General features: G+C 51.2%; 16 protein-coding genes. 5 read left to right on the top strand and 11 right to left on the bottom strand.

Annotation, left to right across the window (positions count from 1 at the left end; genetic code table 11):
• Positions 1-47 precede the first annotated feature (47 nt).
• Positions 48-599 carry a ribosome biogenesis factor YjgA gene (gene yjgA / locus HV350_RS21775; protein WP_016151465.1) on the top strand — a complete coding sequence of 184 codons (552 nt, stop codon included), beginning with the start codon at positions 48-50 and terminating at the stop codon, positions 597-599.
• A 63-nt stretch (positions 600-662) separates the two neighbouring features.
• Here the strand turns inward: yjgA and HV350_RS21780 are convergent, their stop codons facing one another.
• The 5 genes from HV350_RS21780 to mpl all read right to left on the bottom strand — a co-directional run bounded on the left by HV350_RS21780 (position 663) and on the right by mpl (position 6,430).
• Entirely contained in the window at positions 663-1,979 is a 1,317-nt protein-coding gene (locus HV350_RS21780) for a PTS transporter subunit EIIC (RefSeq protein WP_181629307.1), read from the bottom strand.
• Positions 1,980-1,985: 6 nt separating this feature from the next.
• The gene (locus tag HV350_RS21785; RefSeq protein ID WP_019078227.1) at positions 1,986-2,675 is read right to left on the bottom strand and encodes a 6-phosphogluconolactonase; all 690 of its coding nucleotides are present in this window, start codon (positions 2,673-2,675) and stop codon (positions 1,986-1,988) included.
• Between the two features lie 16 nt (positions 2,676-2,691).
• Positions 2,692-4,014 (bottom strand): 6-phospho-beta-glucosidase, encoded by a 1,323-nt coding sequence (locus tag HV350_RS21790; protein WP_181629308.1) that lies wholly within the window; start codon positions 4,012-4,014, stop codon positions 2,692-2,694.
• Complete coding sequence (locus HV350_RS21795; RefSeq protein ID WP_046275824.1) at positions 4,014-4,766, bottom strand: MurR/RpiR family transcriptional regulator; 753 nt, start codon at positions 4,764-4,766, stop codon at positions 4,014-4,016. Before HV350_RS21795 ends, HV350_RS21790 begins: the two co-directional genes overlap by 1 nt.
• Before the next feature lie 287 nt (positions 4,767-5,053).
• Positions 5,054-6,430 (bottom strand): UDP-N-acetylmuramate:L-alanyl-gamma-D-glutamyl-meso-diaminopimelate ligase, encoded by a 1,377-nt coding sequence (gene mpl, locus HV350_RS21800; RefSeq protein WP_016151460.1) that lies wholly within the window; start codon positions 6,428-6,430, stop codon positions 5,054-5,056.
• A 175-nt stretch (positions 6,431-6,605) separates the two neighbouring features.
• Between mpl and fbp the strand changes: the two genes are divergently transcribed.
• On the top strand, positions 6,606-7,604 hold the full coding sequence (gene fbp / locus HV350_RS21805) for a class 1 fructose-bisphosphatase (RefSeq protein WP_016151459.1): 999 nt from the start codon (positions 6,606-6,608) through the stop codon (positions 7,602-7,604).
• Between the two features lie 52 nt (positions 7,605-7,656).
• On the opposite strand, the gene HV350_RS21810 is transcribed toward fbp, so the two are convergent.
• The 5 genes from HV350_RS21810 to ytfQ all read right to left on the bottom strand — a co-directional run bounded on the left by HV350_RS21810 (position 7,657) and on the right by ytfQ (position 13,441).
• A complete protein-coding gene (locus HV350_RS21810; protein ID WP_181629309.1) occupies positions 7,657-8,769 on the bottom strand; it encodes a methyl-accepting chemotaxis protein in 1,113 nt (370 codons plus the stop codon).
• A gap of 103 nt (positions 8,770-8,872) precedes the next feature.
• A complete protein-coding gene (yjfF, locus tag HV350_RS21815; protein WP_016151457.1) occupies positions 8,873-9,874 on the bottom strand; it encodes a galactofuranose ABC transporter, permease protein YjfF in 1,002 nt (333 codons plus the stop codon).
• Positions 9,861-10,883, bottom strand: a complete 1,023-nt coding sequence (gene ytfT, locus HV350_RS21820; RefSeq protein WP_016151456.1) for a galactofuranose ABC transporter, ATP-binding protein YtfT — start codon at positions 10,881-10,883, stop codon at positions 9,861-9,863. The genes yjfF and ytfT overlap by 14 nt, the downstream gene beginning before the upstream one ends.
• Before the next feature lie 13 nt (positions 10,884-10,896).
• Positions 10,897-12,399, bottom strand: a complete 1,503-nt coding sequence (ytfR, locus tag HV350_RS21825) for a galactofuranose ABC transporter, ATP-binding protein YtfR (protein ID WP_181629311.1) — start codon at positions 12,397-12,399, stop codon at positions 10,897-10,899.
• Positions 12,400-12,484: 85 nt separating this feature from the next.
• A complete protein-coding gene (gene ytfQ / locus HV350_RS21830) occupies positions 12,485-13,441 on the bottom strand; it encodes a galactofuranose ABC transporter substrate-binding protein YtfQ (RefSeq protein ID WP_016155532.1) in 957 nt (318 codons plus the stop codon).
• 309 nt (positions 13,442-13,750) lie between these two features.
• Here ytfQ and ppa point away from each other — a divergent pair, with 309 nt between their 5' ends.
• From ppa to HV350_RS21845, 3 genes are all read left to right on the top strand, one after another.
• Positions 13,751-14,278 (top strand): inorganic diphosphatase, encoded by a 528-nt coding sequence (gene ppa / locus HV350_RS21835; RefSeq protein ID WP_003025726.1) that lies wholly within the window; start codon positions 13,751-13,753, stop codon positions 14,276-14,278.
• A 199-nt stretch (positions 14,279-14,477) separates the two neighbouring features.
• Positions 14,478-15,548: a YncE family protein gene (locus HV350_RS21840; RefSeq protein WP_103928858.1), complete on the top strand. Its 1,071-nt coding sequence runs from the start codon at positions 14,478-14,480 to the stop codon at positions 15,546-15,548.
• 83 nt (positions 15,549-15,631) lie between these two features.
• Positions 15,632-17,641: a TonB-dependent receptor gene (locus tag HV350_RS21845; protein ID WP_019078220.1), complete on the top strand. Its 2,010-nt coding sequence runs from the start codon at positions 15,632-15,634 to the stop codon at positions 17,639-17,641.
• A gap of 42 nt (positions 17,642-17,683) precedes the next feature.
• Here HV350_RS21845 and HV350_RS21850 read toward each other — a convergent pair whose 3' ends face one another.
• The gene (locus HV350_RS21850; protein ID WP_016151451.1) at positions 17,684-18,028 is read right to left on the bottom strand and encodes a gamma-glutamylcyclotransferase; all 345 of its coding nucleotides are present in this window, start codon (positions 18,026-18,028) and stop codon (positions 17,684-17,686) included.
• Positions 18,029-18,030 lie beyond the last annotated feature (2 nt).

Here is an 18,030-nt window from a genome sequence, read left to right on the forward strand (position 1 = left end):
GCGCATCTTAACTGGTAACATTAGCCTCTTTTTTTAAGGAGCCTGACATGACTAAGCAGCCCGAAGACTGGCTCGACGACGTTCCCGGTGATGACATCGAAGACGAAGACGATGAAATTATCTGGGTTAGTAAAAGTGAAATAAAACGTGACGCCGAGGAGTTAAAACACCTGGGTGTGGAACTGGTAAAACTGGGGAAAAACGCGCTGGATAAAATCCCGCTCGACGCGGATTTACGTGCCGCGATTGAGTTGGCCCAGCGTATTAAGATGGAAGGTCGCCGCCGCCAGCTGCAGCTGATTGGCAAAATGTTGCGCCAGCGCGATGTTGATCCTATCCGTCAGGCGCTGGACAAGCTGAAAAACCGTCACAACCAACAGGTTGTACTGTTTCACAAGCTTGAGCAACTGCGCGATCGCCTGATCGCCGAAGGTGATGATGCGGTAGCGGAAGTGCTGAACTTGTGGCCAAACGCCGATCGCCAGCAGCTTCGTTCTCTGGTTCGCAATGCGAAGAAAGAGCAAGAAGGCAACAAGCCGCCGAAATCAGCACGTCAGATTTTCCAGTATCTGCGTGAACTGGCGGAAAACGAAATCTAACCTCTTCGTCTGCAGAAAGTGCCGGATGATGTAAATACTTCATCCGGCCTGGATTCTGTGCTCTTACTGCTGGGGCTGCATTTCGCCCATAGCGTTCTCTGACTGACTCTCTTCATGCAGATACTGCTTATCTAAAATCTTCACGAACGGTGTATAAATCGCGGTGGCGATAACCAGATTCACGGCCTGTAAAACAATGCCTGAAATCCCGGTGGTGAGGAAACCAGAAATAAAGATCGGCGTTGTCCAGGGAATGGAGATACCAGAGGTGGGGGGAACCCAGCCGAATGCGATAACCACATAAGTAACCGTACACAGCACCATTGGGGTAATGATAAACGGGATAAGCATCAGCGGATTAAGCACGATTGGCAAACCAAAAATAACCGGCTCATTAATGTTAAAAATTGCCGCCGGTGCCGCCAGCCGTGAGAGCTGCTTTAATCGCGTACTTTTGGCAACCATAAAGATGCTAATCAACAGTGCCCCGGTAAAACCCGTACCGCCGGCAATCAAATAGACATCCCTGAACTGCTGAGTAATGATGTTGGTCGCTACCAGCCCGGCCTGAGTTTGCGCCAGGTTCTGCGCACTGAGCGTTTGCCAGATAGGCCCCATTACGGATGTCATGATAGAGTCGCCATGGATCCCAAAGAACCAGAAGAAACTGATCATCATCTCAGCAATCAGTTGCGATAAGAGGGAATTCCCCAGATACAGCAACGGCTGTTGCAGCATGACGCTGATAAATTTCCCCGGCGTACCAAAAGGCGTGTTCTCAAACAGCACCTTGACGATAATACAGAACAGTAGCACTAAGAAGATAGGTACCAGCGATTTAAACGACCTGGCAATCTCTGGCGGGACACTCGCAGGCATCTTGATGGTAAAAGCTCTGTTTTCCAGAAACTGAACCACCTTGATGGTGACCACAGTGACGATAATCCCTAAGAACATCGATTCAGAGCTAAAGTCGAGCAGCGCGTAAGCATCGGCGACGATTTCTCCCGATCCTGTCGTAATATGACCAGGCGACATTAAGAAGAAGATCGCCACTGGTAAAATAGCGGAACTTTGGCTGAGATTAAGCTTTTCAACTAACTCCTTTGAGAAGGTGATAATCACCAGCAGCGTCATTAATCCGTAGCTGGCGTTAATCCCGTAATTGAGCTTATCCAGCACGCCTTCCCCTAACAGCGAACTCATAAACTCGTGATAGCCGTTAACAGGAAAGTTGGTTAACAATACGAAAAATGAACCGACAATCAAAAAGGGAATCAGGGCAATAAACGCATTTTTTAGTGCGGTCAGGTAGATGTTTGACGAGATTTTCTCGGCCAGTGGCAACATCTTTTGTTCGAGTAGAGAGGTTATGCTCATGCCCGCTTACCCTATAAGGTTTTTTGTCACGTAATAATTAACCTGCGGGAACTGCTTGATATAGATGGCAGGAACCTGAGTGTGGTGCGCATCGCCGTTAACAATCTCCTGATAAATATCTTTTTTCGCATCGTGGTTAATGATAACAATCACCTTTCCAGCCTTGATGATTTTATTCAGCCCGACGGTAATACCCTCGGTGAGGGTGACATCTCCGGAGAAGTATTTATGGCTGGCGACGTTAATTGTTACGTCATCCAGTTGAGTTTGTAGATAATCCTCATCAAACGGCACGCCCGGCTCGTTTAAGCCGATATGCCCGTTCATTCCCACGCCCAGAATTACATAGTCAAACTCTTCACCGTTGAGCGCGGTTTGGTAATGGGCAATATTTTGTGCCGTAGAGGCAAACGGATTGAAATGGACTAACCGCACCGGATAGGCACATTTGTGCACAAAGTCCTGATTAATCATGTTCAGGCAGCTGCCATCTGATTCGCTGGGCACGTTGACCCACTCATCCAGCGCAAAGAAGGTAAGGCGTTCGGCAAACGGTGTCGCTGCCAGTGCTTCGTAAATCCAGTGAGGCGTGCTACCGGAGGGGATCAGCACGCGAGAATGTGGTTTGAGCGCGGATAGCTCACTAACGACCTGTTCAGCCAGCGCGGCATTGGTATCAAACGTTGTACATTTCATCCGTTTCTTCTCGCTATTAAAGTGATTCAATCTTTTTGGCGAATAAAGGAAGATACTTTTTATTGGCCAGCAGCATCTCTTTGACTAACGCCACACCCGAAGTATCGCTTGAGCATAATGGGTTGAAAATAAAGCCTGAAATAAGCGCTTGATAATCGCCGGTGGCGGCGGCTTTGACGATCAGCGCTTCATAGTCTTTCATCATGGAAACAATCCCTTTCGCAGGAGATGGGATCTCGCCAGTACATATCGGAATCGGGCCATTACGGGTAAGCACACAGTTCACTTCAACTACCGCCTCTTCCGGTAAATTAGTGATAGCACCGCCGTTACGAACGTTGACGGTTTGAATGCTCTTATCGTCGAGGTAAATAGCGCGAATAACGTTCAGCGCGGCGGTGGAATAAAGCGCACCGCCGCGGGCTTCCAGCTCTTTAGGCTTATCCTGAAGCGTAACGTCGCTGTATTTTTTAAACAGTTCGGCTTCGATATTTTTGACGATCTCACCCCGTGATTGCTCGGCTGCTTCCTGCTCGGCCAGCATTTCAGTCGTCTTGAGGTAGTATTTTAAATAGGAAGAGGGGATCAGATTGGTGGCGGCCAGCAGCTCTTTATTAAACTGCTCATTGCTGATGTTTTTAAAGCTCAGTGCATCGACGTCGGCGGCGTTGATTATCTCAATGGTTTCACGGGTACGGTCGACGCCGTTATGCAGAATTTTGGTAATAAAGTTCATATGGTTGGAGCCTTTGAACTCGACGTATAAATCCTCTACGTTGGCATTCAGCAGCCCGGCCACCTGATGGGTCATATTGACAGGACCATTGCACAGGCCGATGACCCGATTGTTGTGGCTGTATTTGAGTACCGCTTCTGTCACCATGGAAGCTGGATTGGTGAAGTTAATCAGCCAGGCGTTTGGACAAATCGCCTTCATTTCATTCGCTATTTCAATGATGACCGGAATGGTGCGCAGAGCTTTGAACATCCCGCCCGCGCCGTTGGTTTCCTGGCCAATAAAACCGTATGACTTCGGCAGTTTTTCATCAACGATTCGGGCATCGATTCCACCGACGCGCAGTTGAGTCACCACGAAGTCGGCACCCAGCAGCGCTGTTTTGCGGTCAAAAGTTTGGATGACATCAATTGGTAAATTTGCTTTGGCAAGCATTCTTTTGGTGAGTTCGAAAATGATGTTCATTTTCTCTTTACCCATTTCAACGTCGACAAAAGCGATGTGAGAGATGGGAAGCTGGTGGTAGTTTTTAATTACCCCTTCAATCAGTTCTGGCGTATAGCTGCTACCCGCGCCAATCACCACGAGTTTTAGTTTTTTCATTAGTCTTCTACTTTTGAATTAAATTTCAACGACACTTTTCTGACATTGGATAAATGGAAAAGCATAATATCTACGATGGCTATCTGGATCGGATAGCTTATATTTTCGAAAGCAGTATCTTTAATAATGGCGTTTTTGTAGATCAAGACTGCATCGGCCTTAAGCGCCAGCGTAGAGTTTTCCCGGCTGGTAATCGCGGCCACCTTGATGCCGTTTTTTCTGGCATTAAAAATTATCTCTTCCAGCATTTCTGACTCACCGCTGTTGGAAACAATCAGCATACAATCGTTAGCGGTCAGAAAGCGGCTGCGGACATTACAGTTGGTGTAGTCTGTTTCATTGAGGATATTAAAGCCCAGCACCATCAGATTATAGCTAACATAGTTCGCCACGCTATCTGATGTACCGTATCCCCAGGTGATAATCGTATTGCAGTCGGACAAAAAATCACAAAAGACTTTGACTTTATTCTCAGACACTCTGGCTAAAGCATCCTGCATTTCTTGTATATATTCGCTAACAAACGCGTTATGGTGCTGCGAGTTTTGCGATCTGGAGAATACGTCCCGAATGTTGACCTTAAACTCCTGGAAATTATTAAAGCCTAATTTCTTTACCAACTTAGAAATAGATGGCGCGGTAGTATAAACGCGATCTGCCAGTTCATGAATTTTCATTTTATAAACATCAGCAGGGTTCTCCTGACAGAATTTATAAACTCGCAGTTCATTATTGGTTAAATTTTTTCGCATGGAGCGCACCTTTTATTATGTGGCACTTACGCCACATTGGCTCTCGAGGGGATATTAGCAAGGGAAAAGCGGAAATAGATTTTATGATTTAGAAATTAATTTCTGCGATCTGAGTTATAAATTTCCATATAGAGGCTTCCCATTCCGTTGAGAAGTATGGCGTAACCAGAAGGCCGGATGGCAACGGAGATCGTGCTCCTGAGAAAGTGCCGGATAACGGTGTAAACACCTTATCCGGCCCACAACGGATCGTAAGCCCGGTAAGCGTAGCGCCACCGGGCATTTTTTTACTCTTCTTCTGCCTGGGCTTTCTTCGCCAGGCCATCCAGCAGTTTTTGATGGATGCCACCAAACCCGCCGTTACTCATCACCAGGATGTGATCGCCAGGCTGTGCAGTTTTTACCACCATATCTGCCAGCGCATCCACATCGCCGCTCCAGTGCGCAGGCTGAACGCAGGCTTCAGCGACTTCTGCTACCTGCCACGGAATATGCGGGGGTTGCAGCAGGAACACTTCGTCCGCACGCCCTAGCGACGGCGCCAGGTCATCTTTGCACAGGCCCATTTTCATGGTGTTCGAGCGTGGTTCCAGCACCGCGATGATGCGCGCCGTGCCACCCACTTTACCGCGCAGCGCCGCAAGCGTTGCCAGAATGGCCGTTGGGTGATGGGCGAAATCGTCATACACCGTCACGCCATTGGCTTCGCCGCGCAGCTCAAGACGACGACGGGCGTTGATAAACGAGCCCAGCGCATTGGCTGCATCCGCAGGCACGACGCCAACATGGCGCGCGGCAGCAATCGCCATCAGACCGTTGTGCATGTTGTGCTCGCCTACCAGGCCCCACTTCACCACGCCAACATTTTCACCGTCCAGCCACACTTCCCATTCGGATGCATCAGTGGTCAGCTTTTTCGCCTGCCAGTGACCTTGTTCACCAACCAGCTCTTGTTCGCTCCAGCAGCCCATCGCCATCGTCTGTTTCAGATTGATGTCGTTTTCCGGGTAGATAATGCGTCCCTGGCCCGGCACGATACGCACCAAGTGGTGGAACTGTTTCTGGATCGCTTTCAGATCGTCAAAAATATCCGCGTGATCGAACTCAAGGTTGTTGAGGATCAGCGTACGCGGGCAGTAATGTACGAATTTAGAACGCTTATCGAAGAAGGCGCAATCGTACTCATCCGCTTCAATAACGAAGAAGTCGCTCTCACCCAGGCGCGCGGAAACCTCAAAGTTACCCGGTACGCCGCCGATCACAAAGCCAGGCTTATAGCCGCAGGCTTCGAGGATCCAGGTCGCCATTCCGGCGGTGGTGGTTTTGCCGTGCGTCCCCGCAACCGCCAGTACCCAACGATCGCGCAGTACAAAGTCATGCAGCCACTGCGGGCCGGACATGTACGGAATGTTCTTTTCCAGCACTGCTTCCACACACGGATTACCCCGGGTCATGGCATTGCCAATGATCACCAGGTCCGGCTGCGGATCGAGCTGGCTGGCATCGTAACCCTGAATCAGATCAATGCCTTGCTTCTCAAGTAAGGTACTCATCGGCGGATACACATTGGCGTCCGAACCGGTTACTTCATGACCGAGTGAGCGCGCCAGCATCGCCAGACCGCCCATAAAAGTGCCACAAATTCCCAAAATATGAATGCGCATACGTCACTATCCTTTTTTAATCTGGGGGCCATTTTACGCACATGTCCGGCAAGTGAGAAACGCATTTCAGGATATTCCGTAGTTTGCTGGCGCGATTCACCTAAGCGCGGCAATGGAAATATTTGTTAATATTGTTGCGGTCGCTTTACTCCACATAAATTGCAGGGAAAGTGTTATGAAAACGTTAGGTGAATTTATTGTCGAAAAGCAGCACGAGTTTTCTCATGCTACCGGTGAACTCACTGCTTTGTTGTCGGCAATAAAGCTGGGCGCCAAGATCATCCACCGCGATATCAACAAGGCCGGTCTGGTCGATATCCTGGGTGCCAGCGGTGCTGAGAACGTGCAGGGAGAGGTTCAGCAAAAACTCGATCTGTTCGCGAACGAAAAACTGAAAGCTGCACTGAAGGCGCGCGACATTGTGGCGGGCATTGCCTCGGAAGAAGAAGATGAAATCGTCGTCTTTGAAGGCTGTGAACACGCAAAATATGTTGTGCTGATGGATCCTCTGGATGGCTCATCCAACATCGATGTTAACGTCTCTGTCGGTACGATTTTCTCTATTTATCGCCGCGTAACCCCAGTCGGCACGCCGGTCACGGAAGAGGATTTCCTGCAACCAGGCAACAAGCAGGTTGCTGCGGGCTACGTTGTTTATGGTTCTTCCACCATGCTGGTGTATACCACCGGCTGTGGCGTACACGCCTTCACCTACGATCCTTCTCTGGGCGTATTCTGCCTTAGCCAGGAACGTATGCGCTTCCCGGCGAAAGGCAGCACGTACTCCATTAACGAAGGCAACTATATTAAATTCCCGAACGGCGTGAAGAAGTACATTAAATTCTGCCAGGAAGAAGATAAGTCAACTCAGCGCCCGTACACCTCGCGCTACATTGGCTCTCTGGTTGCGGATTTCCATCGTAATCTGCTCAAAGGCGGGATCTACCTGTACCCAAGCACCGCCAGCCACCCGCAAGGGAAGCTGCGTCTGCTGTACGAATGCAATCCGATGGCCTTCCTGGCCGAGCAGGCGGGCGGCAAAGCGAGCGATGGTAAAGATCGCATTCTGGATATCACCCCGGAAAGCCTGCACCAGCGTCGCTCCTTCTTCGTAGGTAACGACCATATGGTTGAAGATGTAGAACGCTTTATCCGCGAATTCCCGGACGCGTAATACGCTTTGCCGGATGAGACGTGTTAACGCCATCATCCGGCAAATTTATCCCCTACGCCGTTTGTACTTTAAACGCCGCCATTGCTTCGAGCAGCGCATGTGACTGCTCTTCCAGCGAGCGGGTAGCCGCTGAAGATTGCTGTACCAGCGCCGCATTTTGCTGCGCCGTTTCATCCATCTGAATCACCGCGATATTCACCTGCTCAATACCGCGACTCTGTTCCTGCGACGCGCTGGCAATTTCACGCATCAGTTTGGTCATGCGCATCACTTCATTGGCAATCTCATCCATGGTTTCGCCCGCCTGCTGCGCCAGCTCGCTGCCTTCTCCCACATGGGTGTGTGAATCGCTGATTAACGTGCGGATCTCTTTTGCCGCCTCGGCGCTGCGGCTGGCCAGATTAAGCACTTCACCCGCAACGACCGCAAAGCCCCGCCCTTGCTCACCGGCACGTGCCGCTTCAACAGAAGCATTGAGCGCAAGGATATTAGTCTGGAAAGCAATACCGTCGATTACGCTGAGGATGTCGGCGATTCGGCTGGAACTGCCGGAAATATCGCGCATTTTCTCAATCACATAGCACACCATCTCACTGCCGCGATCGGCGGTATCCGACACCGATTTTGCCAACTGGTGTGCCTGTTCCGCGTTCTGCGCATTCTGTTTCACGGTTGCCGTGAGTTCTTCCATACTGGCGGCGGTCTGCTCCAGCGAAGTGGCTGTCGATTCAGTACGTTGCGCCAGATGCTGGTTCCCGGCCGTCAGCTCACGGCTACCAATATCAATTTGTAAACTAGCATCACGGACACGCTGTACCGAGTCGCCCAGCGCATGGCGCATTTCATCCATTGCCGCGTTCAGACGGTTGAATTCGGCGCTGGCCGACAGCGAGGTAACCGGCGACAAATCCCCCGTCGCCAGACGTTCCAGTTGCTCAACCATATTATCCAGCGGCTTGAGAAACTTATTTCGCAGCATGAACCAAATCACCGCCAGCAATGCGAGGGCAGCCAACATCGAGGCGCTCATAATACCGTGGTAAATCAAAGAAGTAATGATACGGGTAGAGGCATACAGCCCCATACCGCCGGTCAGCAACAGAAGGAACGTCAGCAGAGACAATAACACCAACAAACTTGATCGAATTGAAAGGGATTTTGGCATCGTTATATTTCCGGTTGTAGGGTTAAAACAGACCTGTACAGAACCTATCGACTACAACCGGAAAAAGTTTAGGTATTTAAATGTTTTGTGAAAAATCAGGATGTTACTTTGGTGTTGCCGCCGTCCCCACTCGGGTTACTGGCGAGCTTTGACGATTTTCCCAAAGTACCGTCAGACCGCGCTGTAAGGCAATAAAAATAAACAATAAAATGCCAATCGCGATCTTCGTCCACCAGGAACTTAATGTGCCATCAAAATTAATGTAGGTCTGGATCAACCCCTGAATGGCGACACCAAACAACGTTCCTAACACCGTACCGACCCCACCGCTCAACAGGGTTCCGCCAATCACGACTGAGGCAATCGCATCCAGCTCAACGCCGACGCCCGCCAGCGCATAACCCGCCTGGGTGTAAATTGAAAAGACAATGCCAGCAAGCGTCGCAAGCCCGGTCGACAGCATATAGATACGGATGGTCGTGCTGCGGGTTGAGATCCCCATCAGGTTGGCAGAGGTGGCGTTGCCGCCAATCGCGTAAACCTGATTACCAAAGCGCGTACGGTGCGCCAGGAATATGCCAATGACGACTACCGCCAGCATCAGCAATCCCATTGCACTCAGGCGACCGCCGCCGGGAATTTTCCATGCCAGGCTTGAGAGCATGTCATAAACCGGATGGTTAATTGGGATCGACTCTTCAGACACCAGATAGCTGACGCCGCGCAGGAAGAACATTCCCGCCAGGGTAATAATGAATGCCGGGATCTTCAGCGCATCAATCAGTAACCCCATAAACGCGCCAAACGCGCAGCCCATCAGCAGAATCAGGGGAAACGCCAGCAGCGGAGATATACCCCAGTAGCCAATGGCCTTCGCCAGAAATACGCCGGTAAACGCGATCACCGAGCCAACGGAAAGGTCGATCCCACCAGAGAGAATCACGAAGGTCATGCCCACGGCGATGATGCCCAGAAAAGCATTATCGGTCAGGATATTGCAGATAACTCTGGTTGAAGCAAAAGCCGGAAACTGTGTCAGGCAGTAGAGGTAACCCAGCACAAACACGCCGAGGGTGATCATCAGCGGTAAATTACGTTTTATCATGACCACGCACTCCTTTTATCAGGCTGATAAAGCGTTGTGATTGCACGATCAGCACACACAACACCACCACGGCTTTGACCACTTGATTTAGTTCTGGCGGGAAGCCCGACAGTAAAATCCCGGTGTTCATGCCCTGAATAATCAATGCCCCGACCACCGACAGCAGCAGATTAAAGCGCCCGCCCATCAGCGAGCCGCCGCCGATGACTACCGCCAGGATGGCATCCAGTTCCAGCCACAATCCGGCGTTATTGGCATCTGCCCCGCGGATATCCGCCGTGACGATAATGCCGGCGATAGCCGCACACAGACCGCTCAGCACATAGGTGAGCATCACGATAATGCGCGTGTTCACCCCGGCGTTTTTTGCCGCACGAATGTTGATGCCTACCGCTTCAATAAACATCCCCAGCGCCGTTTTACGCGTCAGTAGCCAGAACACCACCAGCGTTAGCAGTGCAATGATCACTGGCGTGGGGAACAGTAAGAGCGAGCCGCTGCCAAACCACGACAGTTCGGGCGAATTGAAGGTGACGATCTGCCCGGAGGTGATAAGCTGCGCCACTCCGCGTCCGGCCACCATCAGGATTAGCGTGGCAACGAACGGTTGGATCTTGAGGATTGCCACCAGAATCCCGTTCCATAACCCTGCCAGAATGCCGGAGCCTAAGGCGGCAAGCAGCACCACCGGCAAACTGTGCCCAGCCACCGTCATCGCCGCGGTGGTGGCACCGGCAATGGCCATGACAGCGCCCACGGAAAGGTCGATGCCGCCGGTGGCAATCACCAGCGTCATGCCAATCGCTAACAGCGCCACGGGGGCGGCACGGTTGAGAATATCAATCGGGCTACCGAACAGCCGACCATCTTGCAAAATCACCTGATAAAAGTGCGGCGCGACCAGGCTATCCACCAGCAGCACCAGCAGTAGCGCCACCAGTTGTGGCATGCCCTTTGGCCAGCGGAATCGCCGTTGCGGCGGAGTGGATTGAGGGAGAGATTGAGGCATCACCATAGTCTCCTTAGGCCGCAATGGCGTTCATGATCGCCGGCACGGACAATTCAGCCAGCGGGATCTCGGCCACCTGTTTGCGATCGCGCATAATAATGACCCGATCGGCATAGCCCACTAACTCTTCCAGTTCGGATGAAATCACCAGCAGCGCCAGACCATCCGCGCACAGCGTTTCGATCAGGCGGATGATCTCGGCATGCGCGCCGACGTCGATCCCACGCGTGGGTTCATCGAGGATCAGGAACTGCGGTTTGGTCAGTAACCAGCGCGAGAGCAATACTTTTTGCTGATTGCCGCCGGAGAGGAATTCGATCGGCTGTTCAGCGTTGGGGGTGCGAATTCCGAGCTGGCGGATAAAACGCTCGGCAATCTCATTTCGTTCTTTCCGCGGAATAGGCCGCAGCCAGCCACGCTGCGCCTGTAATGCCAGAATGATGTTTTCCCGCACCGAGGCGGCGGCGATAATACCATCCGTTTTGCGATCTTCCGGACAGAAGCCGATCCCCAGACACGAAGCCTGATGCGGCGATCGCAAGGTCTGCGCTTTGCCTTTGATCAGCGCACTGCCGCTGTCGGCGGGTTTAATACCGAAGATCACTTCCGCCGTTTCCGTTCGCCCGGATCCCAGCAGTCCAGCGAGACCGACGATCTCACCAGGGCGCACCTGTAAATCAAACGGCGCGATGGTGCCTTTCTTGCCAAAGTCGCTAAAGGCCGCCACTGGTTTATCACTCAGCAGCGTACGGCCCGCACGCTGTAGCGCATGGGTATCCAGTTCGCGACCCAGCATCATTTTGACCAGTTCGATCTGTGGCAGTTCGCGGGTTTCACGGCAGCCAACGAAGCCGCCGTTACGCAGAACGGTAATGCGATCGCTGACCTGATAGACCTGATCGAGGAAATGGGTAACGAAGATCAGACTGACGCCCCGATCGCGCAGATGCCGCATCAGGCCGAACAGCATTTCTACCTCCTGGGTATCAAGACTGGCGGTGGGCTCATCGAGGATCAGCACTTTCGCGGAGAGATCGATCGCCCGACAGATGGCGACGATCTGCTGCATCGCCACGGAAAAGCGGTTCAGCGGCTCGCGCACGTCGAGGGAAAAACCGTATGACGCCATCAACTCCGTCGCGCGTTTTTCCATCTGCTTGCGCAGCAGCAGGCCAAAACGCCGCGGTTCACGGCCAATAAACAAGTTATCCGCTACCGACATATTGGGCAGCAGGTTCACTTCCTGATACACGGTACCGATCCCCAACTGCTGGGCATGGGCAGTATTTTTGGGGGAGATAGGCTGGCCTTCGAGCCAGATCGTGCCGCGATCTGCATGGTAAACACCGGTCAGCGCTTTGATTAGCGTCGATTTACCGGCTCCGTTTTCTCCCAGCAGCGCCATAATCTCACCGCGACGCAAGCTGAAATCCACGTTATCCAGCGCTTTGACGCCGGGAAAGAATTTGCTTAATCCTTCGGTGCGGAGGATTTCCTGATGGGGGTCGGTGGTCATGGCATTCCTCCGGTACGAAATCACGGCCTTTTCGTAGGCCTGATAAGCGCAACGCCATCAGGCCTACGGAAGACCGGCAGCAAAACTAGTAGCCCATGTTTTTCTTCTTCTCTAACTCTTCTTTCGCCGTATCCGGCAGATAGAGGATCGACTTGGTAATGGTCAGCTTCTCAGGCATCGTGCCGTCTTTTTTGAATTTCTCCAGCGCGTCGAATGCCGGGCCTGCCATATTCGGCGTCAGCTCGACGCTGGCGTTGGCTTCACCATCAATCATTGCTTTGTAGATATCCGGTACGCCGTCGATGGAACCGGTCAGAATATCTTTGCCGGGTTTCAGGCCCGCTTCTTTAATCGCCTGGATTGCCCCGATCACCATGTCATCGTTATGGGCGTAAACCATGCAGATGTTCTTGCCATTGTTTTCCGCTTTGATAAAGCTCTCCATCACTTCTTTCCCTTTACTGCGGGTGAAGTCGCCGGACTGTGAGCGGATAATCTTAATGTTTGGTGCGCTGGCGATGGCTTCAGCAAACCCTTTTTTACGATCGATGGCCACGCTGGCCCCGACGGTCCCTTGCAGCTCAACGACGTTACACGGCTTGCCGTTCACTTGTTTAATCAACCAGTCGCCGATCAATTTACCTTCCAGCACGTTGTCGGCGGTGACCGTGGTCATATAGAGAGATTTGTCTTTTACATCGATGGAACGATCGAGCAAAAAGACCGGAATGTCGGCATCTTTAGCTTCTTTTAAAACCGGTTCCCAACCCGTTGCCACGACCGGCGCAATAAAGATGGCGTCAACGCCCTGCGCAACAAATGAGCGAACTGCTTTAATCTGGTTTTCCTGCTTTTGCTGGCCGTCAGCGATTTTCAGCGTAATACCACGCTTTTCAGCCTCGCTTTTCGCAACGTTGGTTTCTGCGGCGCGCCAGCCGGATTCAGAGCCAACTTGCGAAAATCCTACGGTTAAAGGGGCTGCCATTGCCATAGACGACATGGCTGCCGAAACTGCTGTGACTAAAAGTAAGCGCTTCCACATAAGTGCGTCCTCGTAGGGTGATTATTGTTGGTTAATAAACCGTCGCGAAAAAACTATAGACAATTGAGCATGTAACGAATTGCGTTACATCACACTTCAAAAAAGTAAATAAAACGTTAATCACAACTTTGTAATCGCTTTCATCCCGCTATGAAAAATGCGGCTGAAGATATGGATTTTTCTGTCACGAGAGAGGGGCAAAAAGAAGAAAATGAGCGCAGAGAAAGCGAAAACAAGCGGAGACATTCAGCGCGAGTTGGCTATAATACCCGCCACTTGTTTGCCATAGCTTATTTAAAGGAAACAGACATGAGCTTACTCAACGTCCCTGCCGGTAAAGACCTGCCGGAAGATATCTACGTTGTTATCGAGATCCCTGCCAATGCAGATCCGATCAAATACGAAGTTGACAAAGAGAGCGGCGCCCTGTTCGTTGACCGCTTCATGTCCACCGCGATGTTCTATCCGTGCAACTACGGTTACATCAACCACACCCTGTCTCTGGACGGTGACCCGGTAGACGTTCTTGTCCCGACTCCGTACCCGCTGGAGCCAGGTTCAGTGATCCGCTGCCGTCCGGTTGGCGTGCTGAAAATGACTGACGAATCCGGTGAAGATGCGAAACTGGTTGCGGTTCCGCACACTAAGCTGAGCAAAGAATACGATCACATCAAAGATGTGACCGACCTGCCGGAACTGCTGAAAGCACAGATCACCCACTTCTTCGAACACTACAAAGATCTCGAAGCGGGCAAATGGGTGAAAGTTGACGGTTGGGACAACGCTGAAGCCGCTAAAGCTGAAATCGTTGCTTCTTTCGAGCGCGCGAAGAAGTAAGTTCGCGTTAGCTTAAAACCCTGAACGCCAGTCTCTGGTTAGTAAGGGTTTTTAAATTTCTACGTTCTACCACCTCTCCCCTTCGCTGTTTTCTTTTTGACCTACCAGAATGGGTAGTCACATTTCATTTATCTTAATTGCGAATGATATTAGATCTCATTATCATTCTCAGCATGTAAATAAATGTGAATAAAAGTCAATGAACCTCCACAATGTGAAGCCCCTGAAACGCTATTCCTGCGTGGCACTCGCCACAGCGCTGTTATTTACCAGCCTGTCCAGCGTGGCGCAGACGCTACTTGAGAAAGATTTTCTGACTCGCGATGTCGGTAACGGCGTGTATGAGCTGGCGGTTGATAGCCAGCAGAATGCGCTTTTTGTCGCCTCGTCGCCGTCGTTTGATAAAGATAAAACCAGCGGGCTTATCTACAAACTCGATCTGGAGAAACTCACGACGACTGAAGTCATCGACACCAGTCGTCGTGCCTTTGCCACCGCGCTGGATGAAGAAAACCAGGTGCTGTATGTCGGCAACACGCTGGAAGGTTCAGTAACGCTAGTCGATACCCGTAGCGGTAAAGAGCTGGCGATACTGCAACTGAGCGAAGCCAAAAACCCGAAAGATATTGTTCATACGCGTGAAATGGTGCTCGATAAACAGCACCACCGTCTGTACGTTTCCGGCGTGGCTGAAAAGGGCATAGTCTGGGTGGTGGACACACAAAAGCGCGAGAAAATCGCCACCCTCGAGAACATGGGCCAGTACCCGACCGGCATGGCCGTGGATGCAAATAAGAACCGCCTGTATGTTGTGAATGGCCGAAACGAACTTATTACGCTGGATACCACCAACCATCAAATTATTAATCGCTTTACCATTGAGCCAGATAAAAAACATTTTTTCCTGAATATTGCCCTGGATGCAAAAAATAACCGCGCATTCCTGACCGATCCGGATTTAGCGGATGTACTGGTTGTTGATATTAATACCGGTAAGGTTATTGCACCAATTAAGGTTATTAACTCGCTGGCGGTGATATATAACGAAAAACGCCAGGAAGTTTATATCACCCACCGTAATGCTAAACGCATCAGCATTGTGAACAGCAAGACCCACCAGGTAAAACAAAGCATTGAAACCAATGCATTACCTAACAGTCTGGCGCTCTCGGCTGATGCTAACACCTTGTACGTCAGCGTCAAACAGTCGGAAAAAATGACAGGTGTGAAGCCCGACTACGTGCTGAAAATCGATCTCTCTAAATATTAATAATTAAAAAACTATCTGCACCTTGCAGCTTTTTTGAGCTGCAAGGTGATGTTTTTATTTTTTACTTTTCAGGTGTCTATATTATGAAAATGCGTCAACTTATTACGCTGACAGGGATCGTTGCATTCTCAGGCGGTGTTATTTTCCCCACCCAGGCAGAAGAACTCACCGAGACCTCACGCACTAGCGAAGATGAAATGGTGATCACCGCATCCGGATTCTCGCAGCAAAAACGCGAAGCGCCGGCCACTATTTCAGTTATTGATCGTAACACGCTGGATATTCAGCCGGACCGTAGCATCGGTGAAGCCATTAAAAACCTTCCCGGCGTCTCGGTCACCAACAGCAGCGGCATGAACGCCGGCAGCATTATGATCCGCGGCATGGACCCGTCCTATACCGCTTTTATGGTCAACAGCGTCAAACAAAATACCGGTGAATCTCGCCCTTACGGACATGATATTGGTACTGAAGCCAACTTCTTACCGCCAATGGAGGCCATTGAGCGTATCGAAGTTATCCGTGGGCCGATGTCCTCGCTGTACGGCTCAGACGCCATCGGCGGTGTGGTTAACGTCATTACCAAAAAACCGTACGGCGCAAAAGAGTGGACCACGGCAATTGCTGCCAATACCTGGCTGCAGGAACACCAGTATTTAGGTAATACCAGCCAGATGAATTTGTTTACCATGGGGCCGATTGTGCCCGATGTTCTCGGCCTTAGCGTGGCGGCCGACTGGCTTGACCGTCGCGATGACGATCGCAATAACTATTTTGGCAAACACAATCGTAAATCCGTTGATATGACATTGGGCCTGGCCGCCAGCGAGAATAACCTGTTCGATCTCAACGTGGTCACCGGTGAGCAGGAAAAAAACCGTACCCAGAAACGCGGTGCGCCGTGGTCATGGCTGTTCGATCGTAACGCCGCCACCCTGACGCATACCGGCTGGTATGCAGACGACACCATCGCGACGACCAACTACATAAACTATGAAAAAGGCCGTTCGAAGTACGTTTATGACGGACAGTCCCCGCAGTATGTGCAGATGGAGAACTACGTCGCCAATTCGCAAACCACTTTCACGCTCGACACCCATAAACTGACTGTTGGGGCGAATTTCACGCGCGAAGAGCTGAATGACCGCTTTGATGTGGCCAACAAAACGCTGCCCGGATCTGACCCGGTGACCAAAATCAGCCGTAACGGTTGGGCATTGTTTGCTGAAGACGGCTGGAGCATTGGCGATTTCATCCTAACCACGTCAGCGAGGATGGACCAGGATGACAATTTTGGCACACATATTACGCCGAAAATGTACGGTAACTGGGCCTTTAGCAATGACTGGGCGCTGAAAGGCGGCGTTTCCGCAGGCTATAAAAAACCGGAGCTGCGCGCGACGTCCAGCAACTTCGTAACCCCTTACGGCTCAACCGTACCTTATCCCTTCCTCACCGTTGGTAACGACGACCTGAAACCTGAACAAAGCGTTAACTCTGAACTGGGCCTCTACTGGACGGGAGATGCGCTATCGCTCGACAGCACCGTCTTCTATACGCAGTTCAAAGACAAAATTGCTGAACAAACTATTTGTGAAACCACGTCGACGAACCAGTGCTCCGTCAACGGCTACAACGCGGATTCCGTCAGTAAATACTTCAACGTCAGCGAGGCGGATGTATACGGTATAGAACTGAATGCCGACTGGCAGATTACCGCCGATGTAAAAGCCAACGCTAACTACACCTGGAACCACAGCGAACAAAAAAGCGGCGTTAACAAAGGCTACGCGCTAAACGATTATCCGCGCCATATGGCGAATCTGTCGCTGAACTGGGCGGCAACGCAAAGCCTGGACGTATGGAGTACGGTGAATTATCGCAGCAGTAACCGCAACAGCGGCAATAACTATAAATATGATGACTACACGATGGTGGACGTAGGCGTACGTTATCAGCTCAATAAGCACACGCAACTGATGGCTGGGGTCTACAACGTGCTGGATGAGGATCCGAAACTGACAACCGCGTGGAACGAATCCGCACAGGTGGAAGGACGCCGCTATAACCTCGGCGCACGCGTGGAGTTTTAAATCCAGAATAAAACAACGCCACCCAAGGGTGGCGTGTTCATATCAGTACTGGTCTCGGTCTAACCAGTTACCGCTTTCAATCAGCGTTAAGCCATCAACCGGACGTTGGTACACGTACATCCATGCACTTCCGTACGGCGTTTGAATTAACTGGCGTGCGTATTCACCGCCGCGGGTACGCAGAGCGTCAAGCTCTGCCAGCGTGGCGTTATCAATACGATAAACTTCCCCGTGTACTGTTCCCTCTCCTGGAACGGCGCCTGGATAGTGGCCCAGGCTATACAACTGGTAGTTGTCGATACTGAAATTTCCCAGCAACAGGGCATTGGTCATCCAGTGGCTGTTGCCTTGTTTGGTTCGTAAACTGCCGTAGACAAATATTCGCATTG

The sequence above is a fragment of the Citrobacter sp. RHBSTW-01013 genome, assembly GCF_013781985.1.
GTDB classification, from domain to species: domain Bacteria; phylum Pseudomonadota; class Gammaproteobacteria; order Enterobacterales; family Enterobacteriaceae; genus Citrobacter; species Citrobacter braakii.

Coding starts and splice junctions, on each gene's coding strand:
- yjgA (WP_016151465.1), top strand. CDS start 48: ATGACTAAGCAGCCCGAAGACTGGCTCGACGACGTTCCCGGTGATGAC.
- HV350_RS21780 (WP_181629307.1), bottom strand. CDS start 1,979: ATGAGCATAACCTCTCTACTCGAACAAAAGATGTTGCCACTGGCCGAG.
- HV350_RS21785 (WP_019078227.1), bottom strand. CDS start 2,675: ATGAAATGTACAACGTTTGATACCAATGCCGCGCTGGCTGAACAGGTC.
- HV350_RS21790 (WP_181629308.1), bottom strand. CDS start 4,014: ATGAAAAAACTAAAACTCGTGGTGATTGGCGCGGGTAGCAGCTATACG.
- HV350_RS21795 (WP_046275824.1), bottom strand. CDS start 4,766: ATGCGAAAAAATTTAACCAATAATGAACTGCGAGTTTATAAATTCTGT.
- mpl (WP_016151460.1), bottom strand. CDS start 6,430: ATGCGCATTCATATTTTGGGAATTTGTGGCACTTTTATGGGCGGTCTG.
- fbp (WP_016151459.1), top strand. CDS start 6,606: ATGAAAACGTTAGGTGAATTTATTGTCGAAAAGCAGCACGAGTTTTCT.
- HV350_RS21810 (WP_181629309.1), bottom strand. CDS start 8,769: ATGCCAAAATCCCTTTCAATTCGATCAAGTTTGTTGGTGTTATTGTCT.
- yjfF (WP_016151457.1), bottom strand. CDS start 9,874: ATGATAAAACGTAATTTACCGCTGATGATCACCCTCGGCGTGTTTGTG.
- ytfT (WP_016151456.1), bottom strand. CDS start 10,883: ATGCCTCAATCTCTCCCTCAATCCACTCCGCCGCAACGGCGATTCCGC.
- ytfR (WP_181629311.1), bottom strand. CDS start 12,399: ATGACCACCGACCCCCATCAGGAAATCCTCCGCACCGAAGGATTAAGC.
- ytfQ (WP_016155532.1), bottom strand. CDS start 13,441: ATGTGGAAGCGCTTACTTTTAGTCACAGCAGTTTCGGCAGCCATGTCG.
- ppa (WP_003025726.1), top strand. CDS start 13,751: ATGAGCTTACTCAACGTCCCTGCCGGTAAAGACCTGCCGGAAGATATC.
- HV350_RS21840 (WP_103928858.1), top strand. CDS start 14,478: ATGAACCTCCACAATGTGAAGCCCCTGAAACGCTATTCCTGCGTGGCA.
- HV350_RS21845 (WP_019078220.1), top strand. CDS start 15,632: ATGAAAATGCGTCAACTTATTACGCTGACAGGGATCGTTGCATTCTCA.
- HV350_RS21850 (WP_016151451.1), bottom strand. CDS start 18,028: ATGCGAATATTTGTCTACGGCAGTTTACGAACCAAACAAGGCAACAGC.